The sequence below is a fragment of the Burkholderia ubonensis genome (genome assembly GCF_902833085.1).
Lineage (GTDB): Bacteria > Pseudomonadota > Gammaproteobacteria > Burkholderiales > Burkholderiaceae > Burkholderia > Burkholderia ubonensis.
The window spans coordinates 457,092-482,342 of the sequence record NZ_CADFEB010000005.1 but is presented as its reverse complement, the minus strand read 5'-3'; the positions used below and the strand labels follow the sequence as shown (position 1 = coordinate 482,342).

Below are 25,251 nucleotides of genomic sequence, written 5' to 3'. Positions count from 1 at the left end.
GCGTGTCGGCTCCGGCCGGCACGCACCCCGAAGACGGCGAGCACGCCGGGTAACCGGGCCATGGCGTTCGAACGGACGCAGGCACCGGGCGTGCCGCGAATCAGCGTTCGAACGGCTTTGTGACCGCCCACAGGAACCGCCCTGGGGCAGACCGACGCGGAGAACGCATGAACCTCGAGCAGCACTCCGGCGCGCCCGCCCGCGCGCCGCACGATTCCCCATCCCGCCCGAAGACCCTGCTGGTCAAGCACGCCGAGGTGCTGGTGACCATGGACGGCGCGCGCCGCGAACTGCGCGACGCGGGGCTCTACATCGAAGACAACCGGATCGTCGCGGTCGCCCCGAGCACCGAGCTGCCCGACACGGCCGACGAGGTGCTCGACCTGCGCGGGCATCTCGTGATCCCGGGGCTCGTGAACACGCACCACCACATGTACCAGAGCCTGACGCGCGCGATTCCGGCCGCGCAGAACGCCGAGCTGTTCGGCTGGCTCACGAACCTGTACCGGATCTGGGCGCACCTGACGCCGGAGATGATCGAGGTGTCGACGCTGACCGCGATGGCCGAGCTGCTGCAGTCAGGCTGCACGACGTCGAGCGATCATCTGTACATCTATCCGAACGGCAGCCGGCTCGACGACAGCATCGCGGCCGCGCAGCGGATCGGCATGCGCTTTCACGCAAGCCGCGGCGCGATGAGCGTCGGCCAGCGCGACGGCGGCCTGCCGCCCGATTCGGTCGTCGAGCGCGAGCCGGACATCCTGCGCGACGCGCAGCGGCTGATCGAGACCTACCACGACGAAGGGCGCTACGCGATGCTGCGCGTCGTCGTCGCGCCGTGCTCGCCGTTCTCGGTGAGCCGCGAGCTGATGCGCGACGCCGCCGTGCTCGCGCGCGAGCATGGGGTGTCGCTGCATACGCACCTCGCGGAAAACGTCAACGACATCGCGTACAGCCGCGAAAAGTTCGGGATGACGCCGGCCGAATACGCGGAGGATCTCGGCTGGGTCGGGCGCGACGTGTGGCATGCGCACTGCGTGCAGCTCGACGATGCCGGCATCGGCCTGTTCGCGCGCACGGGCACGGGCGTCGCGCACTGTCCGTGCTCGAACATGCGGCTCGCGTCGGGCATCGCGCCGGTGAAGAAGATGCGGCTCGCGGGCGTGCCGGTCGGGCTCGGGGTCGATGGATCGGCGTCCAACGACGGCGCGCAGATGGTCGCGGAAGTGCGCCAGGCGCTGCTGCTGCAGCGCGTCGGCTTCGGGCCGGATGCGATGACCGCGCGCGAGGCGCTCGAAATCGCGACGCTGGGCGGCGCGAAGGTGCTGAACCGCGACGACATCGGCGCGCTCGCGCCGGGGATGGCGGCCGACTTCGCCGCGTTCGACCTGCGCCAGCCGCTGTTCGCGGGCGCGCTGCACGATCCGGTCGCGGCGCTGGTGTTCTGCGCGCCGTCGCAGGCGGCGTATACGGTCGTGAACGGCAAGGTCGTCGTGCGCGAAGGACGCCTGGCGACGCTCGACCTGCCGCCCGTCATCGCGCGCCACAACGCGCTCGCGCAGGCGCTCGTCGACGCGTCGCGCTGACGCCGCGGCTTGCCGCCGCCACGCGCCGTCATGATTCGCGGCGGCGGCCGGCGGCAGCAGCGTGCGTGCCGTTACGCCTCGATCAGCGTGCGGGTGGCCTCGGCGACGAGGCCGCGCAGCCAGCGCACTTCGTCGGAGTAATGGCAGCGTTCGTGCCAGAGCTGGTAGTACTGCATCGGCGGGAAGTCGAGCGGCGCCGGCACGACCGACAGCGGCAGGAACTTCGCGTAGTGATCGGCGAACAGCCGTGTCGTCGTGAAGATCAGGTCGGACTTCACGAGCACGTACGGCGCGAGGTTGAAGTACGGCAGCGTGACGACCACGTGGCGCTTCAGCCGCTCGCGCGCGAGGTGCACGTCGATCGCGCCGCGCTGGCCGACCGAGTAGGGCGTCGGCGCGAGGTGCGGCGCGTTCAGGTACTGGTCGAGCGTGAGGCCGCCGCGCTTCGCGAACGGATGCGTATTGCTCATCAGGCAGACGATCTCGTCGACGAACAGGTTCGACAGGTGCAGCTGCTCCGGCGGCTCCGGCCAGTTGCCGACCACGATGTCGAGCTTGCCGTCCTCGAGCGCGAGCTCGTAGTCGAATGCGGGGCCGAGCGAGTGGAACTCGAGCGTCGCGTTCGGCGCGGCCTGGCGGAAGCGCTCGACGACGGTCGGCACGAACAGCACGTTCAGGTAGTCGGGACAGCCGATCCGGTAGCAGCGTATCGACGTCGCCGGATCGAAGCTGTGCTGCTGGAACCTGATCCGCTCGATCTCGCGCAGCGCGTTCTGCACGGGCTCCAGCAGGCGCAGCCCGTATTCGGTCGGCACCATGCCGGACTTGCCGCGCACGAGCAGCGGGTCGCCGGTGATGTCGCGCAGGCGCCGCAGCGCCGCGCTGATCGCCGGTTGCGACTGGTTCAGTTTGACGGCCGCGCGCGTGACGCTGCGCTCCATCAACAGGGTGTGCAAGACGCGCAAGAGGTACGTGTCGATCGCCTCGCGTTGCTGACTCATGGTTTCTCCGTTTATATGCCCGGGCTGATCGAGAGGTGGATGGGGTATATGGTTTTTAATATGAACGAAAAAGAGCGTCAAGCGATGGATACCCGCACGGGGCTGCCGGCACGGCAGCGACCGCGGCAGGCGCGGGGGCGCATGAAGGGTGCGCGGATGCGCGGGCGCGCATCCGGGGGCATGAGGCGTGACGCGGCGCTCGCGCGTCAGTCGTCGATGCGCAGGCCGACTTTCAGCGTCACCTGCCAGTGAACCACCTGATTGCCTTCGATGTGGCCGCGCGTCTCGGTCACCTGAAACCAGTGCAGGCTGTGCAGCGTCGACGCGGCTTTCGCAATGGCATTGCGGATCGCGTCGTCGCTCGATTCGCGCGACGAGCCGGTCAGTTCGATCAGCTTATAAATGTGGTCGCTCATGATGCGCTCCCTGTCGTGTCGGGTTCCGCCGCGGGCGCAGCGCACAAGCGCAGCCACGTGCGGAATGCGCCCGGCTTCTTGAGTGATAGGTATGATGGGCGGCAAGTTCAACCCATATCGGAGCGAGGAGCATCGTGGAAGTCGGATTTTGCGGACCGGGACTGATGGGCGCGCCGATGATTCGGCATCTGCTGGCGGCGGGCCACCGCGTCGGCGTGTGGAATCGCACGCGCGCGAAATCGGAGGCGCTCGCGGCCGACGGCGCGCGGGTCGCCGACACGCCGCGCGCGCTGGCGGAGCAGGTCGAAACGGTGCTGCTGTGCGTGCTGGACGCGCGCGCGGTCGGCGACGTCGTGTTCGGCCCGGACGGCCTGCTGTCCGGCGACGCGGCGGCGCGCCGCGTGCGGCGCATCGTCGACCACTCGAGCATTCCGCCCGGCGTGACGCGCGACTATGCGAAGCGCGCGGCGGACCTCGGCGTCGGCTGGGTCGACGCGCCGGTGTCGGGCGGCGTGCCCGGCGCGCAGGCCGGCACGCTCGCGGTGATGGCGGGCGGCCGCGCGGAGGATCTCGAGGCGGTGCGGCCGCTGATCGATGCGTACGCCGCGCGCATCACGCACATGGGCGACGCGGGCGCGGGCCAGACCACGAAGCTGTGCAACCAGGCGATCGTCACCGCGACCGTCACCGCGATCGCCGAGGCGGTGGGTCTCGCGCAGGCGAGCGGCATCGACGCCGCGCGCCTTGCGCAAGCGCTTGCCGGCGGCTGGGCGGATTCGGTGCTGCTGCAGACGTTCGTGCCGCGCATGACCTCGGGCGGACACACTCCGATCGGCGCGCTCAGCACCTTTCAGAAGGACGTCGACACGATTGCCGATGCGGCGCGCGACACGGGCGCGGTGATGCCGGTATCGGCCACCGTGCAGCAGGTGCTGCGGCTCGGCGCGGCGATGGGGCTCGCCGACGCGGACTTCGCCGCATTCATCGATATCGTCAGGCCGGGGAACGGGCGCCGGGAGGCATGACTGCGACGCGCGAATGACAGATGGGCCGCGCGGAGGCGGCCCATCGAAAACCGGCGTTGAATCAGCCGAGCGAGCGGGGCGTCGTGTCCCCGGCGTTCTGTCGTCCGAGCCCGCTGCGCAGGCTCGCTTTCGTGCCCGCACCAAATTCGGGCAGGATGCGCACGCGGGCGCGGCTCGCGAACACGAGGAACCCGAAGCCGTTGGACTCGTACCAGTAGCCGCCGTTTTCGAGGCCGTCGAGCGGCTGTTCGAGCGCGTTGGCGATCGACTCGATGCAGCGCTTGCGCAGTTCGGCGATTGCCGGGTACGGCGGCTGCGCGCCGCGCACGCTGCACAGGAGCACGTCCAGGCCGGGAAGCACATGCGCGTACAGCACCGGTTCGTCCTGCGCGCGGGCGCGCGCGATCTTGGTGTCGAGCTGGGCGAACGGTTTCGAGTGGCGCAATACCGCGAGGAACGATTCCTGGCCATCCTGCTGCGCGCGTCGACGTTTCTTCGGGAAGGACATAAACACTCGCCTCAAAAACAATTGCAAGAAATGCGGCATTTTCATGCGACCCACTCCCGGCTATGTACGCCGCATGTCGATCCTTTATAGCACACGAAAATGCTGCGCTCGTGCAGTGCGACGATCGATGTCTCCCGTCGACCTGCTCGCCACGATCGACACAGTCAGCGCTTGGCGCCTGTACTGTCGTTTAGTCTCCATGATAGACCCGGTTTCCCGGCGCGTGCATCCGCTCGTCACAAAAAAATGCGAGGCGGCGGCGCGGCGTCCCGCATGGCGCGCGGCAACAAAAAGGCCCGCACGCGGCGGGCCTGGCTGACGACGGCGGGCGGTTGCTCAGCGCTGCTTGAGCGAATCGCGGATCTCGCGCAGCAGCACGATGTCTTCCGGCGTCGCGGCCGGCGCGGCTTCCGCTTCCACGGGCTTGCGAAGCTTGTTGATGAATTTCACCATCAGAAAAATGATGAACGCGAGGATGATGAAGTTGATCAGCACGGTGATGAACGAACCGTAGCCGAACGCCGCGACGCCCGCGGCCTGCAGGTCCTTGAACGAATCGGGATTACCCTTGAACGACGGCGGGATCGTACCGAGCAGTACGAACTTGTTCGAGAAATCCAGGCCGCCCGTCAGGACGCCGATGACCGGCATGATCAGGTCCTTCACGATCGAGTCGACGATCTTCGAGAACGCGCCGCCGATGATCACGCCGACGGCGAGATCCATCACGTTGCCCTTGACGGCGAACTCCTTGAATTCCTTGATGATGCTCATGAGCGGCTTTCTCCTGGTTGGGGCAAAGGAAGGCGTGCCGCGACGCGTTGCGTCGAATTCAGGGTCGGTGGCACGCCGATGGCCGCATGATAGCGAACGTGCCCCATTGCCGATAGCCCATCTTGAAATGATTGACAAATCGGCGCCGCGAGCGGGTTCCGGCGTTGCGGAGCCGGCTCGCGCGGGGTGCCGGCGCGCGATGCGGCGGCGCCCCGAGTCGCGACGATCAGGTGTCCGTCCAGCCGTCGTCGTTGCTGCCGAGATCGACGCCGCCGCTGCCGCCGCTGCCGCCGCTGCCGTTATCCCAGTTCGTATCGTCGCCGCGGCCGAGGTCGAAGCCCGGATCGGCTTCGCGCCGGCGGTGCTCGTCGTCGACGATCACCTCGCGTTCGATCACGCGGTCGCGGCCGCCGGACATCGCCTGGCCGAGCAGCACGCCGGTCAAGAGTCCGCCCATGCCGCCGCCGAAGCCGCCGCCGCCTTGCTGGATCACGACGGGCGGTTGCTGCTGCGGCGGATATTGCGGCGGGTAAGGGGGCGGAACCTGCTGCGGCGGGTACGGCTGGCCCTGCGCGCCGCTCAGGCGGTCCGCTTCCTGCGCGAACACCGAGCCGCTGCCGCCGGCCGGCGCGCTCGCCGGCGCAGCCGGATCGGGCCGGCCTTCGACGCGCGCCTTCACGCTCGCGTGGCGCTTCTCGAGCTCGTCGACGCGGTACGACGGCACCGGGTTCTTGCCGTTCGACAGCGCCTCGACGAGTTCGCGCGCGTCGGTCTCGATTCCCTCGAGCTCGCTCGTCAGCGCGGCGGCGCCGGGTGCTGTCGACAGGCGTGCATCGAGCTTGAGCGGGCGAATGTCGTTGAGCACGTCGGTCGCGCGCTTCAACTGCGCGCGGCGTTCGTCGTCGGCGCGCGTGTCGCCGGCCGAGCGCGCGCGCCGCAGCGTCCAGCGCAGCACCAGCGCGATCACCGCGACGATCAGGCCAAGGCCGATCCACATGCCGACCGACGGCCCGTGCTTTTCGGCGGGCGCGGGCGACGACTGCAGCGTGCCGCTCCGGGCGCTTGCCGACGGCGCGTTGCTCATGGGCGGTGCGTTGCTCACGCGGCCGGCGTCCGCGCGGATGCGCGCTTCCGTCTGCGCGAAGCGCGAAGGATCGGTGAACCGCAATTGCGGATCGAGCGTCTTTGCGCGTTGCAGCTGCGCGAGCGCGTCGGACGCGCGGCCTTCGCGATCGAGCACCTGTGCATACAGGTAGTGCGCGTGCGCGTTGTTCGGATGCGCGTCGATGACTTGCGACAGCTGCGTGTCGGCGCGCTGCCAGTCGCGCTGCGCGATCGACTGCTCGACCTGCTGCAGCGACGGTACCGCAAACGCGGCGGACGACAGCGTCAGCAGCGCGAAGCCGAGAGCGGCGAGGGATTTCTTCATGATCGAACCGGGCGCACGCGCCCGTCTCCTTGCGATCGATGCGCGCCGCGCCGGCACTCCGGGCGGCGCGCGCCGGTTACTGCGCGGGCGTATCGAGTTGCTTCTTCAGTGCGGCGAGTCGATCCTCGACCGACGGGCCCTTGTTCAGCGCGGCGAGCTTGTCGTCGAGCGCCTTGCCGCTCGACGTGTCGGCCGAATTGATGCGGGCGTCCGAACGTGCGTTCTGCAGCGCGACCTTGTCCTCGAGCTTCTGGAAATCTTCGGACAGGTTCTTGCCGCCGATGCCGCCGAGCGCGGTGGCCGCGACATCCTTCGCCTGCGCGATTTCCTGCTTCGCCTGCAGGATGTTCGAGCGGGCGTTCAGGTCGTTGCGGCGCTGGCGCATCTCGGCGATCTGCCCCTTCAGCTTGTCGACCGACGGCTCGAGCGTCGCGAGTTCGGCGGCGAGCGCGTCGCGCTCCGCCTCGGCATTCGCCTGCGCGCCGAGCGCTTCGCGCGCGAGCGACTCGTCGCCCGACTGCAGCGCGCGCTTGGCGCCGTCCTCGTACTTCTTCACCTTGTCGTCGGCCGCATCGCGCTTGCTGCGCTGGGTCGCGACCTGCGCCTCGATCTCGATCAGCGAGTTCTCGGCGCGGCCGATGCTGTCGTCGAGCTCTCGCACGATCTGCCGTGCGTCGCGCGACGGGTCCTGCACCGAGTCGGCCGCGTCGTTCAGCAAGCCCTTGAGCGTGCGCGAAATAGAGTCGAAAAGCGACATGAAATCCTCCGTGTGTAAAAGGCGCCGCGCAGTGGCGGCGTGGCCCTCGGCGGTGCCGGTTCCGGCCCGCGATTGCCGGCGGATATTACACCACCGGATCACTTAAATACGGCTTAAACGCGCAAGTTCAAGCGATGCGAATTCCGGGCCGGAAAACCGCGCGCCGAGTCTTTCATGATTGAAAGCTCGTGCGCGCGGGGTTTCGTGTTCATGATAGGCCGGGCAGGCGGGCAAAAAGACGCGCGCGGCGCCGCGGCGCGGGAATTTTTACAAAAAATCGCGAAGCCAATCGATTGATTTCATTAAAATGCGCTGTCACGTCGCGGGAACGGATCGCCGCGCGACGCGGTCTGTCGACGTGACGAATGTGTCACGATGCACTCTCTCTCGATTCATCCGCTTGCATTCCGCATGCGTCCGAGGGCGCAATGCGCGCCCGCCATTCCGACATGCCAATTATCAAACGACCGCCTTCTTCTCCCGCCAGGAACGAACCTCACTACACGCTGCGCCGTTCGCCCGCGGGGGCCTATTACACCGATGACGACGACCGCGATGCGCACCGCGGCGGGTCGCATGACGACGGTGGCGGGGGCCGCCGCTCGTTCCGCTCGCGCGTCGCGCTGTGGTTCGTCGGCCTGTTCGCCACGCTGGCCGTCGTCGGCGCGCTGATCGTGGGCTATGCGCTCGTCGTGATGGCGCCGCAGCTGCCGTCGCTCGATGCGCTGACGAACTACCAGCCGAAGGTGCCGCTGCGCGTCTACTCGGCCGATCACGTGCTGATCGGCGAATTCGGCGAGGAGCGCCGCAGCCTCGTGCGCTTCCAGGAGATTCCCGACGTGATGAAGAAGGCGGTGCTCGCGATCGAGGACTACCGCTTCTACGAACACGGCGGCGTCGACTTCCTCGGCATCCTGCGCGCCGGCGTCGCCGACCTGATGCACGGCGGCGCGCGCCAGGGCGCGAGCACGATCACGATGCAGGTCGCGCGCAACTTCTTCCTGTCGAGCGAGAAGACCTACACGCGCAAGATCTACGAAATGCTGCTCGCGTACAAGATCGAGAAGGCCCTGACGAAGGACCAGATCCTCGAGCTGTACATGAACCAGATCTACCTCGGCCAGCGCGCGTACGGTTTCGCCGCGGCCGCGCGGGTCTACTTCGGCAAGGACCTGAAGGACATCACGCTGGCGGAAGCCGCGATGCTGGCGGGCCTGCCGAAGGCGCCGTCCGCGTACAACCCGGTCGTCAACCCGAAGCGCGCGAAGGTGCGCCAGGAATACATCCTGAAGCGGATGCGCGAGGTCGGCTACATCACGCAGCAGCAGTACGACCAGGCGATCAAGGAAGAGATCCACGTGCGCACCCCGGGCAACCAGTACGCGGTGCATGCCGAGTACGTCGCCGAGATGGTGCGGCAGATGATGTACGCGCAGTACAAGGACGAGACGTATACGCGAGGCCTGACGGTCACGACGACGATCAATGCGGCGGACCAGGAAGCGGCGTACCAGGCGGTGCGGCGCGGCATTCTCGATTACGAGCGCCGCCACGGCTACCGCGGGCCGGAAGGCTTCATCACGCTGCCGGCGGCCGGCGACGACCGCGACGAGGCGATCGACGACGCGCTCGCCGACCACCCGGACAACGGCGACCTGCAGTCGGCGGTGGTGCTGGCCGCCGCGCCGAACGCAGTCGAGGTGCAGTTCGTCGGCGGCGCGACCACGACGATCGGCGCGAGCGGGCTGCGCTTCGTCGCGGCGGCGCTCGGGCCGCGCGCGAACGCCGCGCTGAAGATCAAGCCCGGCTCGATCGTGCGCGTGCTGAAGGAGGCGAAGACGGGCTGGCAGATCGTGCAGCTGCCGCAGGTCGAGGGCGCGCTCGTCGCGATCGCACCGCAGGACGGCGCGATCCGCTCGCTCGTCGGCGGCTTCGACTACAACAAGAGCAAGTTCAACCACGTGACGCAGGCGTGGCGGCAGCCGGGCTCGTCGTTCAAGCCGTTCGTCTATTCGGCGTCGCTCGACAAGGGGCTCGGGCCGGCGACGATCATCAACGACGCACCGCTGTATTTCCCGCCGAGCGTGCCGGGCGGCACCGCGTGGGAGCCGAAGGACGACGACCAGCCGGACGGCCCGATGTCGATGCGCACCGGCCTGCAGCGTTCGAAGAACCTCGTGTCGATCCGCATTCTCGCGTCGATCGGCACGCAGTATGCGCAAGAGTACGTGACGCAGCGCTTCGGCTTCGATCCGGCGAAGACGCCGCCGTACCTGCCGATGGCGCTCGGCGCGGGGCTCGTCACGCCGCTGCAGCTCGCGACCGGCTACGCGGTGTTCGCGAACGGCGGCTACAAGGTCGATCCGTACCTGATCGCCGAAGTCGACGACGCGCGCGGCCAGCCGCTGCAGAAGGCGCAGCCGGTGATCGCCGGCGGCACCGCGCCGCGCACGATCGAAGGCCGCAACGCGTACGTGATGAACAGCCTGCTGCACACGGTCGCGACGGCCGGTACGGGCGCCGGCTCCAACGTGCTGGGTCGCGGCGACCTGCAGGGCAAGACGGGTACGACCAACGACGCGAAGGACGGCTGGTTCGCCGGCTATCAGCAGTCGCTCGTCGCGGTCGCGTGGATGGGTTTCGACCAGCCGAAGAGCCTCGGCAGCCGCGAATTCGGCGCGCAGCTCGCGCTGCCGATCTGGGTGGGCTACATGCGCACCGCGCTGCAGGGCGTGCCCGAGCAGCCGATGCCGATGCCCGACGGGCTGACGACGATCGACGGCGAGCTGTACTACGCGGATCGCACGCCGGGCGCCGGCTTCGTCGCGAGCGTCGACATCAACCCGGCGGCCAATGCGATGAGCGCGAACGACGCGCTCGGCTCGGCCGGCGCGGCGGGCCTGGCGCCGCCGCCCGTGACCGCGCAGGAGAAGCAGCAGATCATGGACATGTTCGAGAGCAACAAGCCCTGATCGACGACGGCGGGCGCGGCAGCGCCCGGCGACGACACGACGAACGGCGGGCGCGCGATGCGGCCGCCGTTTTTTATTGCGATGAAGGAGGGGCGTGCCGCCGCCGCCGGCCCGCGTCGCGGGCGCGCCGCACGAACCCTTGCGCATCAACAACTTGGCGCGCCGATCCCGCCCTTATCAACATGCCTGTCAACAGAAATTGTGGATAACCGGCGGTGACGGCGAACGTTGCCCAATCGGCGGCATGCCCGGGGGCGATATCTGTTTGTTTAATGAAAACAATGGCTTGGGGCGCTTGTCGGTGAGTTCTCCACAGTCCTGTCAACAAAAACTGGGGATAACCCTAGTCTGCGCGACGGGCCGCGCACGGCCGCTGCCGCAAACCGCATCGCGCGGGGAAAGCCCTGTCCGATCAACGCGTTGGCGCAGTTTCCAGAAACTTTTCAACAGGCTCTTCAACACGAACCGTGGATAACCCCGCGCGGCGTCAGCGCAGCAGCTTTGCGTGCGCGAGGTGCATGCCGAGCGTGACCGGATCGGTGTTGGTGCCCGACAGCAGCACGCCGACCCGCTTGCCCTGCAGCGTTTCGCGCAGCGGGCCGAGCAGGGCGGCCATCGCCGCCGCGCAGGCCGGCTCGACGGCGACCTTCAGGTGCGAGAACAGGTACAGCATCGCCGTGCGCAGCGCGTCGTCGGAGACGGTGACGATGCTGTCGATGTGACGGCGGCACAGCTGGTAGCTGTATTCCTCGGTGTGCGGCGCCATCAGCGAATCGGCGATCGTGTGCATCGCGGCCATCTTGACCGTGTGGTTGGCCGCGAAGCTGCGGCTCATCGCGTCGGCGCCGTCAGGCTCGACGCCATACACGTGCACGCGCGGATTCGCGAGCCGCAGCGCGGTCGACACGCCGGCCGCGAGCCCGCCGCCGCCGATCGGCACGATCACCGCGTCGAGGTCGGGCGTCTGGGTCGCCCATTCGTAGCCGAGCGTCGCGGTGCCGAGGATCGTGTGATAGCCATTGAACGGATGGATGAAGAAGCGGCCTTCCTCGGCCTCGATCCGGCGCACGAGATCGAACGCCTGCGACGCGCTCGCCGCCAGCACGACCTCCGCGCGGTACTGCTTGCATTGCGCGATGCGCGTCGGGCTCGCGGTATGGAACATCACGACCTTCGCGCTGCTGCCGAGCCGCATCGCCGCATACGCGACCGCCGCCGCGTGGTTGCCGGCCGACACGCAGGTGACCCCGGCATTGCGGCGCGCCTCGTCGAGCGCGAGCAGGTGCGTGAACGCGCCGCGCGCCTTGAAGCTGCCGCTGGCCTGCAGCAGCTCGAACTTGAAGTTGACGTGCGTGCCTTCGAGCGAAGGCAGGTCGGCGCGCTCGAACACCGGCGTGCGCGAAACCCATGGCGACAGCGCGAAGTGCTGCGCGGCGATTTCGTCGAGCGTCGGGATCGGCTCGCCGTCGATCGTGTGGGCGGTGCCCTGTTGTGATGTCGACATGGCCTGGCGGATGGGGGAGTGAACCGGCCCGCCCACGCGAGCCGGCGTGGCGGGAAACGGTCAGTGCGCGTCGACCGACATGCTGCGGATGAACTTGCGCAGGAACTGCTCGCATTCGGCCAGTTGCGCGAGCTCCACGTATTCGTTCGGCTTGTGCGCCTGCTCGATGTAGCCGGGCCCGCATACGACGCTCGGGATGCCCACGCGCTCGAACAGGCCGGCCTCGGTGCCGTACGCGACCTTGCGCTTGTCCTGGTCGGCGGTCAGCGCGCGCACGAGCTGCGTGATCGCCGCCTGCTCGGTCGCGTCGAAACCGGGCGCCGCGGCGATCTTCGAGAATTCGATCGCGGCGTTCGGATGCTCGCGCCGCATCTGCGGCAGCAGCGTTTCCTGCGCATAGGCTTCGATGCGCGCGAAGATCGGCTCCGGATCGAGCGTCGGCAGGTTGCGGAACTCGAAATCGAAACGGCATTCGGCCGGCACCGTGTTGATCGCGTTGCCGCCCTGGATCATGCTCGTCTGCGCGGTCGAGAACGGCACGTCGTAAAGGGCATCGAACGGGCCTTCGGCGCGGAATCGGTCGGCGATGTCGCGGATGTGGCAGATGAGGCGCGCCGCGTATTCGATCGCGTTCAGCCCCTTCGGCGTCAGCGACGAGTGCGCCGCGTGGCCGCGCACGCAGCAGCGGTACGCGTTGATGCCCTTGTGCGCGATGATCGGGCGCATGCCGGTCGGCTCGCCGACGATGCAGCCTGACGGCTTCACGCCGCGCTTGACCAGATCCGCGATCATCAGCGGTGCGCCCGCGCAGCCGATCTCCTCGTCGTAGGACAGCGCGAAATGGATCGGCTTCGCGAGCTTCGTCGCCTGCATCTCGGGCAGCAGCGCGAGCGCCGCGCCGATGAAGCCCTTCATGTCGCAGGTGCCGCGGCCGTACAGGCGGCCGTCGCGGAGTTCCGGCCGGAACGGGTCGCTGTCCCACTGCTGGCCGTCGACGGGCACGACGTCGGTATGCCCGGACAGCACGACGCCGCCGTCGGTCGCGCCGTCATGCGCGGGGACGGTCGCGAACAGATTGGCCCAGCCTTCGCGCGGATCGTGCGTGATCACGGACGCGATGCCCCGGGCGGCGAGCGCGTCGCGCACCGTTTCGATCAGGCCGAGGTTCGGCACGCGGCTCGTCGTGTCCATCGAAACGAGCTGCCTGATCCACGGCAGGCTGACGAGCGATGCGTCGTCGTGGTCGACATGGTCGGCAGCGGCGGGCGCCGTCGCGTCGAGGGTGGGCATGGCTCAACTCCGTCGGATGAATGCGAAAATCATACTCAAAAACGCTGCGGCCCGCTCTCGCGGGCCGCGATGCGCTGCAGCAACGCGGCGCTTTTCGAGTCGGCGGGCCGTCGAGGCGGCCGCTCAGCGCGACGCGGCGGCCGCGTCCTGACGGTTCGAATGACCGAGCGCGCGCAGCGTCTCCTTGATCGTCGACACGCGCACCGCGAGATCCGGCGAGCGCGTCTCGATCCGCAGCTTGTCCTGCCCCGCGAGCTTGATGTGGCGATGCTTCTGCACCATCTCGATGATCCGCATCGGATCGATCGGCGGATTCGGCACGAACTGCAGCCCGATCGCCACCTCGCTCGCATCGATCTTCGTGATCCCGAGCGGCTTCGCGGCGAGCCGCAGCCGGTGCGTCTCGACGAGCGCGTGCGCCTGCGGCGGCATCTTGCCGAAGCGGTCGATCAGCTCTTCCTGGATGCCGTCGATCGCGTCGCCGTGCTCGCAGTTCGCGAGACGCTTGTACAGCGACAGCCGCTCCTGCACGTCCGCGCAGTAGTCGGCCGGCAGGATCGCGGGCGCATGCAGGTTGATCTCGGTCGTCGCGGCGAGCGGGGCGGTGAGGTCGGGCTCCTTGCCGTTCTTCAGCGCCTTCACCGCGTCGTTCAGCATCTCCGTGTACAGCTGGAAGCCGATCTCGTGGATCTCGCCCGACTGCTTGTCGCCGAGCACCTCGCCGGTGCCGCGGATCTCGAGGTCGTGCATCGCGAGGTAGAAGCCCGAGCCGAGCTCCTCCATCTGCTGGATCGCTTCCAGCCGGCGCTGCGCCTGCTTGGTCAGCGCCTGCGGATCGTGGACGAGCAGGTACGCATACGCCTGGTGGTGCGAGCGGCCGACGCGGCCGCGCAGCTGGTGCAGCTGCGCGAGGCCGAACTTGTCCGAACGGTGCATGATGATCGTGTTCGCGCTCGGCACGTCGATGCCCGTCTCGATGATCGTCGTGCACAGCAGCACGTTCGCGCGCTGCGCGACGAAATCGCGCATCACGCGCTCGAGCTCGCGCTCGTGCATCTGGCCGTGCGCGATCGCGATGCGCGCCTCGGGCACCAGCTCCTCGAGCATCGCCTTGCGGTTCTCGATCGTCTCGACCTCGTTGTGCAGGAAGTACACCTGGCCGCCGCGCTTCAGCTCGCGCAGCATCGCCTCGCGGATCACGCTTTCCTCCTCGCGGCGCACGAAGGTCTTGATCGCGAGCCGCTTCTGCGGCGCCGTGGCGATCACCGAGAAGTCGCGCAGGCCCTCGAGCGCCATCCCGAGCGTGCGGGGAATCGGCGTCGCGGTCAGCGTCAGCACGTCGACTTCCGCGCGCAGCGCCTTCAGCGCTTCCTTCTGGCGCACGCCGAAGCGGTGCTCCTCGTCGATGATCACGAGGCCGAGGCGCTTGAACTGCACGTCCGACGACAGCAGCTTGTGCGTGCCGATCACGATGTCGACGCTGCCTTCGTTGATCTGCGCGATCGCCGCGTTGACTTCCTTCGCGGTCTTGAAGCGCGACAGCTCGACGATCCGCACCGGCCAGTCGGCGAAGCGGTCCGCGAAGGTCTGCGTGTGCTGCTCGGCGAGCAGCGTGGTCGGCGACAGCAGTGCGACCTGCTTGCCGCCCAGCACCGCGATGAACGCGGCGCGCAGCGCGACCTCGGTCTTGCCGAAGCCGACGTCGCCGCACACGAGGCGGTCCATCGGCTTGCCGCTCGTCATGTCGCCGATCACGGCCGCGATCGCCGCGGCCTGATCCGGCGTTTCCTCGAAGCCGAAGCTTTCCGCGAATTTCACGTAGTCGCGCGGGTCGAGCGCGAACGCGTGGCCCTCGCGCGCCGCGCGGCGCGCGTACAGGTTCAGCAGCTCGGCCGCGGTGTCGCGGATCTGCTGCGCGGCCTTGCGCTTCGCGCGCTCCCATTGGCCCGAGCCGAGCGCGTGCAGCGGCGCGCTGTCCGGATCGGCGCCGCTGTAGCGCGAGATCACGTGCAATTGCGAGACCGGCACGTAGAGCTTGCTGTCGCCCGCGTATTCGAGGTGCAGGAATTCCGTCTCGCCTTCGCCGAGATCCATCGACACGAGGCCCATGTAGCGGCCGATGCCGTGCTGCGCGTGCACGACCGGGTCGCCCACTTTCAGCTCGGACAGGTCGCGCACCATCGCGTCGACGTTGCTCGCCTGCTCCTGGCGGCGGCGCCCCGCGCGGCGGCCGAGCGCGCCGTACAGCTCGGTCTCGGTGACGATCGCGTAGCCTTCGCCCGGCAGCGCGAAGCCGCTCGACAGCGGCGCGACGCCGAGCGCGAAGCGGTCGTCGCTCGCGAGCCAGCCGGCGAAGTGGTCGTTCGACGCCGGCCGCAGATGGTGCTCGGCGAGCAGCTGCAGGATCGTCTCGCGGCGGCCGGCCGATTCGACGGTCAGCAGCACGCGCTTGTCCGACGTGTCGATGAATGTGCGCAGCGCGGCGAGCGGATCGTCGGCATGGCGGTCGACCGTGAGCTCGGGCAGGCCGGTCGCCCAGCCGCCCGCCGGCTGCGCGGGCAGCACGACGCGTGCGAACGGCTTCGCGAACGCGAAGAAATCCTCGTCCGACAGGAACAGGCGCTGCGGCTCGAGGATCGGCCGCTCGCGGTCGTGCGACAGGAACGCGTGGCGCTGCTTCGTGTCGGCGGTGAAGCGGCGGATCGCCGCGTCGAGGTCGCCCGTGAACACGAGATGCGCGTCCTGCGGCAGGTAGTGGAACAGCGTCGCCGTTTCGTCGAAGAACAGCGGCAGGTAGTACTCGATGCCGGCCGACGGCACGCCGTTGCCGATGTCCTTGTAGATCGGCGCGCGGCTCGGGTCGCCTTCGAAGGTCTCGCGCCAGCGGCTGCGGAACGCGGTGCGCGCCGCCTCGTCGAACGGGAATTCGCGGCCCGGCAGCAGGCGCACGTCGCGCACCGGATAGAGGCTGCGCTGGGTGTCCGGATCGAACGCGCGGATCGAGTCGACCTGGTCGTCGAACAGGTCGATCCGGTACGGCAGCGGCGAGCCCATCGGGAACAGGTCGATCAGCGAGCCGCGCACGCAGTATTCGCCGGGCCGCACGACCTGGCTCACGTGCTCGTAGCCGGCGAGCGTGAGCTGCGCCTTCAGCTTCGCCTCGTCGAGCCGCTCGCCCTGCGCGAACGCGAACGTATAGGCGGCCATGAACGACGCGGGCGGCATCCGGTACAGCGCGGTCGTCGCCGGCACGAGCAGCACGTCGCAGCGGCCTTCGCCGAGGTCGTGCAGCGTCGCGAGCCGCTCGGACACGAGGTCCTGGTGCGGCGAGAACGTGTCGTACGGCAGCGTTTCCCAGTCCGGCAGCAGGCGTACGCGCGCGTCGGGGGAGAAGTAGCGGATCTCCTGCGCGAGGCGCTGCGCGTCGACCGCGTTCGCGCAGATCACCGCGAGCAGCGGCAGGTCGTGGCGGTTGTCGGCAAGATAGCGGGCGATGGCGAGCGCATCGGCGGAGCCGTGCGCGCCGTCGAAGGCGAAGCGCTGGCCGGGCTTGACGCGTGCGACGGGCGACGCGAACGGGTTGGAAGCGTTGTCTGGCATAGGGGCGGCAGGGTAGCGGGCGCGAGGCGCATCGCGGTGCGCCGGTCGAGACGAAAGACCTATTATAAAATCCGCTTCTTGATTTCACCTTTCCGGCGTTTCATTTCGTGACTCCCCGACTCTTTGCCCTGATTCCCTGCGCCGGCACGGGCAGCCGTTCCGGCTCGGCCGTGCCGAAGCAATACCGCACGCTCGCCGGGCGCGCGCTCCTGCATTACACGCTCGCCGCGTTCGACGGGTGCAGCGAATTCGCGCAGACGCTCGTCGTCCTCGCGCCCGACGACACGCATTTCGACGCGCGCCGCTTTGCCGGCCTGCGCTTCGCGGTGCGCCGCTGCGGCGGCGCGTCGCGGCAGGCGTCGGTGCTGAACGGCCTGCTGGAGCTGACCGAATTCGGCGCGACCGACCACGACTGGGTGCTCGTGCACGACGCCGCGCGCCCGGGCATCACGCCGCAGCTGATCCGCACGCTGGTCGCGACACTGAAGGACGACCCGGTCGGCGGGATCGTCGCGCTGCCGGTCGCGGATACGTTGAAGCGCGTGCCGGCCGGCGGCGACGCGATCGCGCGCACCGAGTCGCGCGACGCGCTGTGGCAGGCGCAGACCCCGCAGATGTTCCGCATCGGCATGCTGCGCGAAGCGATCCTGCAGGCGCAGCGGGAAGGGCACGACCTGACCGACGAAGCGAGCGCGATCGAATGGGCCGGCCATACGCCGCGCGTCGTGCAGGGCAGCCTGCGCAACTTCAAGGTCACGTATCCGGAAGACTTCGCGCTGGCGGAAGCGATCCTCGCGCGCGGCCCGCAATCCACCTGACCCCCACTCAATCTCAATCGGAACACGCATGGATTTCAGAATCGGACAAGGCTACGACGTGCACCAGCTCGTCCCGGGGCGCCCCCTCATCATCGGCGGCGTGACGATTCCGTACGAGCGCGGCCTGCTCGGCCACTCGGACGCGGACGTGCTGCTGCACGCGATCACCGACGCGCTGTTCGGCGCGGCGGCGCTCGGCGACATCGGCCGCCACTTCTCCGACACCGACGCGGCCTTCAAGGGCGCGGACAGCCGCGTGCTGCTGCGCGAATGCGCGGCGCGCGTGAAGGCCGCGGGCTTCACGATCCGGAACGTCGACAGCACCGTGATCGCGCAGGCGCCGAAGCTCGCGCCGCATATCGACGGGATGCGCGAGAACATCGCCGAGGATCTCGGTCTGCCGCTCGACCGCGTGAACGTGAAGGCGAAGACCAACGAGAAGCTCGGCTATCTCGGCCGCGGCGAGGGCATCGAGGCGCAGGCCGCCGCGCTGCTGGTGAAGCAGGGCGGCTGACGGGCCGCAGCGGGGCCGGCTCGCGCGACAGTGCGGGCGAGGCACCCGCGCTGCAAACGCCTGCAGAAATGAAAACGCCACGCGAGGCAGGCCCGCGTGGCGTTTTTGCCGGGTGCGCGCGCCGTGCGGCTCGCGCAGCTCGCTTTATTCGCCTTCGGCGGCGATCACCTGCGCGGCGGCGTTGATCACCGACGCGATGCGGCCGACGTCGCGCAGCTGCGTGACGGTCATGCCTTGTTCGTTCTTCAGCAGCGCATAGTGCGACTGCACGCAGAAGTGACACTTGCCGACGATCGACGCGGCGAGCGCATACATCTCGAACTTGCGCTTGTCGACGCCGCCGTGCGACGCATACGCGCCCATCCGCAGCTCGGCGCGCTGGGTCTTCAGGTCGGCGTCGTCGGCCATCTCGACATACGGATACCAGGCGTTGTTCATCCCCATCAGCGCGGCCGCGGTCAGCGCCGCGTTGGTTTCCTCGGGCGACAGCACGCCGGCTTCGCGGATCGTCTTCACGATCGCCGTGCTCTTGGCCGCGAACGCCGCCGCCAGCGCGACGCCGACCGCGTCGGTGCCTTCGAGCGACGAGCGCGAGATCGTGCCGTCGAGGTTCAGGCGAATGTCCTTCGCGTAGTCGGGGATACGTGCCTTAATCGAGTCGATGAATTCCATTGATATCTCCTATGGGTTGGCCGTTAAAAAAGCCCGCAGGCAGCAAGTGCGCCGCGGGCTTCGATGCATCGGCGCTTACAGCGTCGAGCCGCCGACAGCGCGGTTGCACGGGCAGAGTTCGTCCGTTTGCAGACCGTCCAGAATGCGCAGGATTTCGTCCGTGTTACGGCCCACGTTCAGGTTGTTGATCGAAACGTGCTGGATCGTGTTGTCCGGATCGACGATGAACGTCGCGCGCAGCGCCACGCCGGCTTCCTTGTCGCGCACGCCGAGCTGGTCGATCAGCTCGCCCTTGACGTCGCCGAACGAGTAGTGGTTCAGCTTGTTCAGGTCCTTGTGCTCACGGCGCCATGCGAGCTTGACGAATTCGTTGTCCGAGCTGCCGCCCAGCAGGATCGCGTCGCGCTCTTCGAACTGCTTCGTCAGCTTCGCGAACTCGACGATTTCCGTCGGGCACACGAACGTGAAATCCTTCGGATAGAAGTAGATGATCTTCCACTTGCCCGGGAACGACGCTTCGGTGATGGTCTCGAACGCCGACTGGCCGTTTTCCTCGTGGTGGTTGAAGCCCGGCTTCGCGGCTACGACGGTGAAAGCTTCGAGTTTATCGCCCACGGTTTTCATGCGGCTACTCCTGTATGAGTGAATTGGGAAGAAGACTTGAGTCAAGCTACCTCGGTGCTGCAACGGTGATGTGACAGCATGGGCAAGACTATAACACTATTGATTAAGTGCTTCAATAGATTTTGACTAACGACCCTCATAGTTTTTTTCAACCGGGTCGATAGTGTGCAGCGCAATACGTGTGCCCTGGCGCGTCACGCAGTCGCACGCGCCTTGCCGCCGGGGAATTCGAGCGTGACTTCGAGCCCGGGTTCCGGGCTGCGGTTGCGCAGGCGCAACGCGCCGCGATAGCGGCCGACGAGGCGCTGCACGATGGCCATCCCGAGGCCCGTGCCGTCCGCCTTGGTGCGGGCGGTATCGACGCGATAGAACGGCCGCATCACGAGCGGCAACTGGTCCTCCGGGATGCCGGGGCCTTCGTCGCTGACCGACAGCTCGACCCGCGCGTGCGACACGCGGGTCTCGAGCGTGATCCGCGCGACGCCGTCCTGCCGGCTCTGGCCGTACTTGCGCGCGTTCTCGACGAGGTTGCCGACCACGCGGCGCATGTCGGTCTCGTCGGCTTCGATGACGGCGGTGGGTGCGAGCCGCGTCTGGATCTGCACGCCGTCCTCGCCCGAGATGCGCGCGGCGACTTCCTGCACGATCGTCGACAGGTCGACGGGCTCGGGCCGGCGCTGCGTCGGGCGCGCGTAGTCGATGAACGCGGCGATGATGCGGTCCATCTGCTCGATGTCGTCGACCATCGCGTCCTTGGTCGCCTGGTCGGACGGGCTCATTTCGGTTTCGAGGCGCAGCCGCGCGAGCGGCGTGCGCAGGTCGTGCGAGATGCCCGCGAGCATCAGCGCGCGGTCGGCCTCGAGCTGTTCGAGGTCGCGCACCATCTGGTTGAAGCTGCGATTGGTGTCGGCGGCGACGCCCATTCCGCGCTCCGGCAGCCGCTCGGGCGCCTGGCCGGAGCCGACCTGGCGCGCGGCGAGCGCGAGGCGCGAGAACGGCCGGTTCACGAGGCTCGTGATGAACGCGGAGCCGAACAGCGACAGCGCGAGCGCGAACAGCCCCCAGCCGGCCCACTGCAGCCCCGTGACGGTGTCGAGCTGGTCGCGGTCGAGCGCGACCCAGTAGTCGTCGTCGTCGATCTTGAAGCTGATCCACACGCCGGGGATGTCGTTGACCGTCTGCGCGATCACGGTATCGTCGCCGAGCCGGCTGCGGATGTCGTGCTCGATCAGGCGGTTCAGCGACTCGTCGGGCTGCAGCCTGAACTTGTCGGTCTTCTCGCGCGGATACACGCGCACGCCTTCGTTGCTCTCGAGATCCTGCAGCAGCGCGCGGCGCAGGTCGGGATCGGAATAGAGCAGCGCGGTGCGCGTGAGCTTGACGACCGCGACGAGCTGGAGCGCGACGCGCTGCGCGCGCGGCTCGCGCTCGATCACGCGAAAGCTCTGGAACCACGCCGTGAGACTGACCGAGATCAGCAGCGCGATCAGCAGGAAGGTGCGCCAGAACAGCCCGCCGAAGGCGAGCTGCAGAAGGCGCCGGTCGATACGCATGGGACGGGCCGTGGACAGGCGAAGCCGGAAGAAGGGAAGGTCAGGCCGCGCCGTCCGGGATGAACACGTAGCCGAGGCCCCAGACGGTCTGGATGAAGCGCGGGCTGCCCGGGTCCGGTTCGATCAGCTTGCGCAGGCGCGAGATCTGCACGTCGAGGCTGCGATCGAACACTTCGTATTCGCGGCCGCGCGCGAGCTCCATCAGCTTCTCGCGCGACAGCGGCTGGCGCGGATGGCGCGCGAACACCTTCAGCACCGAGAATTCGCCGGTCGTCAGCGGAATTTCCTGGCCGGACTTCGTCAGCGTGCGGGTCGCGAGATTCAGCGAGAACTCGCCGAACTCGAACACCTCGGTCGTTTCCGACGGCGCGCCCGGCAGCTCGGCCGGCGCCTGGCGGCGCAGCACCGCGTGGATGCGCGCGACGAGCTCGCGCGGGTTGAACGGCTTCGGCAGGTAGTCGTCGGCGCCCATCTCGAGGCCGACGATGCGGTCGACGTCCTCGCCCTTGGCGGTCAGCATGATGATCGGCGTGCGGTCGTTGCTGCCGCGCAGGCGGCGGCAGATCGACAGGCCGTCCTCGCCGGGCAGCATCAGGTCGAGCACGAGCAGGTCGAAACGCTCACGCACCCACAGCTTGTTCATCGCGGTCGCGTTTTCCGCGACGTACACATTGAAGCCCTGCTCGCCCAGGTAGCGGCGCAGCAGATCGCGCAGGCGCGGGTCGTCGTCGACGACGAGAATCTTGGAGGGGTTTTTCGTTTCCATGAACGGCATCTTATCGCGAATGGGAAATGGCGCGCGGCCGGGGATTTTGGCACGTTACAGTCAGTTACAAAATTTACCCGTGGTGTGGCGCGGAGTAAAGGCACGCTATAGAGATTCCTTTACTCGAAGACGAAATTCGGTGGATACTCGCTGCACTTAATCTTTCATGGTTTGCACGCCCGATTTCCGCAGGGTTTTTCAAGTACCAGAGGTAGCCGGTTGCCGCGTGACGTAGGGAACAAATCGACCAAAGAAGCGAGGACGGTCATGCGATCTGCCCGGATTGCACTGATGCTGACGATCGCGCTCGCCGGTCCGTGTGCGTCGAACTTCGCATATGCGCAACGCCCCGAGCCGGGCGCTTCGTCGCGCAAGCTGCCCCGCGGCAAGGCGGCGCAGCAGGCCGACCGTGCCGATGCCGTTGCCCGCTCCGCCGTGCCTCCCGATCTCGAACAGCGCCGCCGCGACGGGCACATGACGCCCGAGGAGCGTCACTTGCTGCGCCAGCACATCGAGGACGCCGTCCGCGAACTGTACAAGCGCTGATTCGCGCTGCTTCCGCCGGCAGCCCGCCGCACGGAAAAATTTCGTAGCAAATTTGCAGTCAACTTTCGCTCACCGAATGCCGTTTAACCGGCACATGCGCACATCGCGCGTTTCGGGAGTCCTTCACGATGAGTCGAGCGAACGCCGCCGCGCAGGCACTGACGCCTGCGATGCAGACGCCCCTCGAGGCGGACGATGCGCAGTTCTTCCTGAGTCGCACCGGCTTTACACCGGCGCCCGCCGACGTGGCGCGCCTCGTCGGCCTGACGCGCGCGCAGGCGGTGGCCGACGTGCTCGGCAACGTCCGGCGCGAGCCGGCCGCGACGTGGCCCGACTGGCTCGCCGAGCTGCCGCCGACGCGCGCGGAGCGGCAGGCGCAGACGCCGGACCAGCGGCGCGACGAGCAGCGCACGCGCAACCAGCGCTACGACGCATTGCGCGCGGCCTGGGTCAACGAGATGATCGCGACGCCGTCGCCGCTGACCGAGCGCATGACACTGTTCTGGCACGGGCATTTCACGTCGGGACAGGACAAGGTGCCGTTTCCGCAAACGATGGCCGCGCAGAATGCGCTGCTGCGCCGCGAGGCGCTCGGCAATTTCGGCACGCTGCTGCATGCGGTCGCGAAGGACCCGGCGATGCTGCAGTATCTCGACGGCGCGAGCAACCGCAAGGGGCGGCCGAACGAGAATTTCGCGCGCGAGGTGATGGAGCTGTTCACGCTCGGCGAAGGGCATTACACGCAGCGCGACGTGACCGAAGCCGCGCGCGCGATGACCGGCTGGACGATCGATCCCGACACGCTGCGCTTTGCCGTGCGGACCGAGTGGCACGACGCCGGGGACAAGACTATCCTCGGTGAGACGGGGCCGTTCGATGGCGACGGCTTCCTCGACATCCTGCTGAAGCGTCCGGAGACCGCGCGTTTCATCGTGGGCAAGCTGTGGCGCGAATTCGTGTCCGATACGCCGGACGCAAGCGAACTGGAGGCGGTTGCCGAGCGCTTTCGCGCGAGCGGCTACGAGATCCGCGCGGCGCTCGCCGCGCTGTGGTCCACCGACGCGTTCTGGGATCCGCGCAATCGGGGCGTGCTGGTCAAGTCGCCGGCGGAATTCGTCGTCGGGTCGGTGCGGCTGTTCGACGTCGGCTACGGCGATCCGCAGATGCTCGCGAACACCGTGCGCACGCTCGGGCAGAACCTGTTCTATCCGCCGAACGTCAAGGGCTGGCCGGGCGGCGCGATCTGGATCAACAGTTCGACGCTGCTCGCGCGCAAGCAGTTCGTCGAGCAGTTGTTCCGCGCGACCGAGACCGCCGGCATGCGTCCCGCGACGCTCGGTGCAAGCGCCGGCGCGATGGTGGCGAAGACCGGGGCAAGTCCCGGCGGGATGGCCGCGATGGCCGGCGGCAACCCGGGTGCGATGCCCGCGCGCGGCGGCCTGCGTTTCGATCTCGAACGCTGGCTCGCGCAATACCGCGCGCGGCCGCAGGCGCCTGCCGGGCTGTCGACCGAACTTCAGCTGCAGCATGCGGTGCTGCCGGTGCCGCCCGTCGCGGCGATCGACACCGGATCGACCGGCAGCGCGTATCTCGAGGCGCTGCTGATGGACCCGGCCTATCAATTGAAATGACGACGAGTCGCCGGCGGCACGCATGCGCTGCGCCCGGCAAAGGATTCACGATGAACCGACGCGATTTCCTCGCGCTCACCGGCGCTGCCGCGACGGCGGGCGTGTCGCTCTGGCAGCCCGGCGCGCTGGCGGCTCCGCTTGCCGCGACGAAGGCGCGCGCGGGCTATGCGAACGTGCTGATCCTCGTCGAGCTGAAGGGCGGCAACGACGGCCTCAATACCGTCGTGCCCTATGCGGACCCGCTGTACTACACGTTCCGGCGCAGCATCGGCATCAAGCGCGAGCAGGTGCTGCAGCTCGACGAGCGCACCGGGCTGCATCCGTCGCTCGCGGCGCTGATGCCGCTGTGGCGCGACCGGCAGGTCGCGATCGTGCAGGGCGTCGGCTATCCGCAGCCGAACCTGTCGCATTTCCGCTCGATCGAGATCTGGGATACCGCGTCGCGTTCCGACCAGTATCTGCGCGAAGGCTGGCTCACGCGCACGTTTGCGCAGGCGCCGGTGCCTGCCGGCTTCGCGGCGGACGGCGTGGTGCTCGGCAGCGCCGAGATGGGGCCGCTCGCGAACGGCGCGCGCGCGATCGCGCTCGTCAATCCGGCGCAGTTCATCCGCGCCGCGCGGCTCGCCGAGCCCGTGTCGCTGCGTGAGCAGAACCCGGCGCTCGCGCACATCATCGACGTCGAGAACGACATCGTGAAGGCCGCGGACCGGCTGCGGCCGCGCGGCGGGATGCGGGACTTCAAGACGGCGTTTCCGGGCGGCGCGTTCGGCACCGCGGTGAAGACAGCGATGCAGGTGCTCGCCGCGTGCGACGCGTCGGGGCCGGGTTCGCAGGACGGGGTCGCGGTGCTGCGGCTCACGCTCAACGGCTTCGACACGCACCAGAACCAGCCGGGCCAGCAGGCGGCGCTGCTCAAGCAGTTTGCCGAAGGGATGAGCGCGATGCGCGGCGCGCTGGTCGAGCTCGGGCGCTGGAACGAGACGCTCGTGATGACCTATGCGGAGTTCGGGCGGCGCGTGCGCGAGAACCAGAGCAACGGCACCGACCACGGCACGGCCGCGCCGCATTTCGTGATGGGCGGGCGCGTGGCCGGCGGGCTGTACGGTGCGCCGCCCGCGCTCGGGCGGCTCGACGGCAACGGCAACCTGCCGGTCGCGGTCGATTTCCGCCAGCTCTACGCGACGGTGCTTGGGCCGTGGTGGGGGCTTGATGCGACGCGCGTGCAGCAGCAGCGATTCGAGCCGCTGCCGCTGTTGAGGGTGTAG

The 25,251-nt window shown here is 68.3% G+C and carries 22 protein-coding genes; 9 read left to right on the top strand and 13 right to left on the bottom strand.

Annotated features, from left to right (window positions below):
* Positions 1-167: 167 nt before the first annotated feature.
* On the top strand, positions 168-1,586 hold the full coding sequence (locus HWX31_RS16645; RefSeq protein ID WP_174962054.1) for an 8-oxoguanine deaminase: 1,419 nt from the start codon (positions 168-170) through the stop codon (positions 1,584-1,586).
* A 71-nt stretch (positions 1,587-1,657) separates the two neighbouring features.
* Here the strand turns inward: HWX31_RS16645 and HWX31_RS16640 are convergent, their stop codons facing one another.
* Both HWX31_RS16640 and HWX31_RS16635 read right to left on the bottom strand, forming a co-directional pair.
* Positions 1,658-2,587, bottom strand: coding sequence for a LysR substrate-binding domain-containing protein (locus HWX31_RS16640; protein ID WP_059932531.1), 930 nt, complete (start codon positions 2,585-2,587; stop codon positions 1,658-1,660).
* A 206-nt stretch (positions 2,588-2,793) separates the two neighbouring features.
* Positions 2,794-3,003 (bottom strand): dodecin, encoded by a 210-nt coding sequence (locus HWX31_RS16635; protein ID WP_059611645.1) that lies wholly within the window; start codon positions 3,001-3,003, stop codon positions 2,794-2,796.
* 134 nt (positions 3,004-3,137) lie between these two features.
* On the opposite strand from HWX31_RS16635, the gene HWX31_RS16630 reads away from it, so the two are divergent.
* On the top strand, positions 3,138-4,028 hold the full coding sequence (locus tag HWX31_RS16630) for an NAD(P)-dependent oxidoreductase (RefSeq protein ID WP_174962056.1): 891 nt from the start codon (positions 3,138-3,140) through the stop codon (positions 4,026-4,028).
* A 61-nt stretch (positions 4,029-4,089) separates the two neighbouring features.
* Here the strand turns inward: HWX31_RS16630 and HWX31_RS16625 are convergent, their stop codons facing one another.
* From HWX31_RS16625 to HWX31_RS16610, 4 genes are all read right to left on the bottom strand, one after another.
* On the bottom strand, positions 4,090-4,536 hold the full coding sequence (locus HWX31_RS16625) for a hypothetical protein (protein ID WP_060244710.1): 447 nt from the start codon (positions 4,534-4,536) through the stop codon (positions 4,090-4,092).
* A gap of 336 nt (positions 4,537-4,872) precedes the next feature.
* A complete protein-coding gene (gene mscL, locus HWX31_RS16620; protein ID WP_059618308.1) occupies positions 4,873-5,310 on the bottom strand; it encodes a large conductance mechanosensitive channel protein MscL in 438 nt (145 codons plus the stop codon).
* A gap of 226 nt (positions 5,311-5,536) precedes the next feature.
* Positions 5,537-6,739, bottom strand: coding sequence for a tetratricopeptide repeat protein (locus tag HWX31_RS16615; RefSeq protein WP_174962058.1), 1,203 nt, complete (start codon positions 6,737-6,739; stop codon positions 5,537-5,539).
* Positions 6,740-6,815: 76 nt separating this feature from the next.
* Positions 6,816-7,496 carry a PspA/IM30 family protein gene (locus HWX31_RS16610; RefSeq protein WP_059711135.1) on the bottom strand — a complete coding sequence of 227 codons (681 nt, stop codon included), beginning with the start codon at positions 7,494-7,496 and terminating at the stop codon, positions 6,816-6,818.
* Positions 7,497-7,670: 174 nt separating this feature from the next.
* On the opposite strand from HWX31_RS16610, the gene HWX31_RS35190 reads away from it, so the two are divergent.
* On the top strand, positions 7,671-7,793 hold the full coding sequence (locus HWX31_RS35190) for a hypothetical protein (protein WP_279613152.1): 123 nt from the start codon (positions 7,671-7,673) through the stop codon (positions 7,791-7,793).
* Positions 7,794-7,945: 152 nt separating this feature from the next.
* Positions 7,946-10,468 (top strand): penicillin-binding protein 1A, encoded by a 2,523-nt coding sequence (locus tag HWX31_RS16605; RefSeq protein WP_174962060.1) that lies wholly within the window; start codon positions 7,946-7,948, stop codon positions 10,466-10,468.
* A 487-nt stretch (positions 10,469-10,955) separates the two neighbouring features.
* On the opposite strand, the gene HWX31_RS16600 is transcribed toward HWX31_RS16605, so the two are convergent.
* From HWX31_RS16600 to mfd, 3 genes are all read right to left on the bottom strand, one after another.
* Positions 10,956-11,972 (bottom strand): threonine/serine dehydratase family protein, encoded by a 1,017-nt coding sequence (locus HWX31_RS16600; protein ID WP_059965531.1) that lies wholly within the window; start codon positions 11,970-11,972, stop codon positions 10,956-10,958.
* A 60-nt stretch (positions 11,973-12,032) separates the two neighbouring features.
* Entirely contained in the window at positions 12,033-13,262 is a 1,230-nt protein-coding gene (gene argE / locus HWX31_RS16595) for an acetylornithine deacetylase (protein ID WP_174962062.1), read from the bottom strand.
* Between the two features lie 123 nt (positions 13,263-13,385).
* Complete coding sequence (gene mfd / locus HWX31_RS16590) at positions 13,386-16,862, bottom strand: transcription-repair coupling factor (protein WP_174962064.1); 3,477 nt, start codon at positions 16,860-16,862, stop codon at positions 13,386-13,388.
* 107 nt (positions 16,863-16,969) lie between these two features.
* On the opposite strand from mfd, the gene ispD reads away from it, so the two are divergent.
* Positions 16,970-17,680, top strand: a complete 711-nt coding sequence (gene ispD, locus HWX31_RS16585; RefSeq protein ID WP_174962066.1) for a 2-C-methyl-D-erythritol 4-phosphate cytidylyltransferase — start codon at positions 16,970-16,972, stop codon at positions 17,678-17,680.
* Positions 17,681-17,708: 28 nt separating this feature from the next.
* Positions 17,709-18,194, top strand: a complete 486-nt coding sequence (gene ispF, locus HWX31_RS16580) for a 2-C-methyl-D-erythritol 2,4-cyclodiphosphate synthase (RefSeq protein ID WP_174962068.1) — start codon at positions 17,709-17,711, stop codon at positions 18,192-18,194.
* Between the two features lie 144 nt (positions 18,195-18,338).
* On the opposite strand, the gene HWX31_RS16575 is transcribed toward ispF, so the two are convergent.
* The 4 genes from HWX31_RS16575 to ompR form a co-directional block, all read right to left on the bottom strand.
* A complete protein-coding gene (locus HWX31_RS16575) occupies positions 18,339-18,866 on the bottom strand; it encodes a carboxymuconolactone decarboxylase family protein (protein ID WP_059587555.1) in 528 nt (175 codons plus the stop codon).
* A gap of 75 nt (positions 18,867-18,941) precedes the next feature.
* Positions 18,942-19,490: a peroxiredoxin gene (locus HWX31_RS16570; RefSeq protein WP_059611629.1), complete on the bottom strand. Its 549-nt coding sequence runs from the start codon at positions 19,488-19,490 to the stop codon at positions 18,942-18,944.
* Between the two features lie 194 nt (positions 19,491-19,684).
* Entirely contained in the window at positions 19,685-21,043 is a 1,359-nt protein-coding gene (locus tag HWX31_RS16565) for an ATP-binding protein (protein ID WP_059618296.1), read from the bottom strand.
* Between the two features lie 40 nt (positions 21,044-21,083).
* Positions 21,084-21,818 (bottom strand): osmolarity response regulator transcription factor OmpR, encoded by a 735-nt coding sequence (gene ompR, locus HWX31_RS16560; protein ID WP_370542727.1) that lies wholly within the window; start codon positions 21,816-21,818, stop codon positions 21,084-21,086.
* 258 nt (positions 21,819-22,076) lie between these two features.
* Between ompR and HWX31_RS16555 the strand changes: the two genes are divergently transcribed.
* The 3 genes from HWX31_RS16555 (at position 22,077) to HWX31_RS16545 (ending at position 25,251) form a co-directional block, all read left to right on the top strand.
* Positions 22,077-22,355, top strand: coding sequence for a hypothetical protein (locus HWX31_RS16555; RefSeq protein ID WP_010092130.1), 279 nt, complete (start codon positions 22,077-22,079; stop codon positions 22,353-22,355).
* Positions 22,356-22,483: 128 nt separating this feature from the next.
* The gene (locus HWX31_RS16550; protein WP_174962070.1) at positions 22,484-23,986 is read left to right on the top strand and encodes a DUF1800 domain-containing protein; all 1,503 of its coding nucleotides are present in this window, start codon (positions 22,484-22,486) and stop codon (positions 23,984-23,986) included.
* A 50-nt stretch (positions 23,987-24,036) separates the two neighbouring features.
* The gene (locus HWX31_RS16545; RefSeq protein ID WP_174962073.1) at positions 24,037-25,251 is read left to right on the top strand and encodes a DUF1501 domain-containing protein; all 1,215 of its coding nucleotides are present in this window, start codon (positions 24,037-24,039) and stop codon (positions 25,249-25,251) included.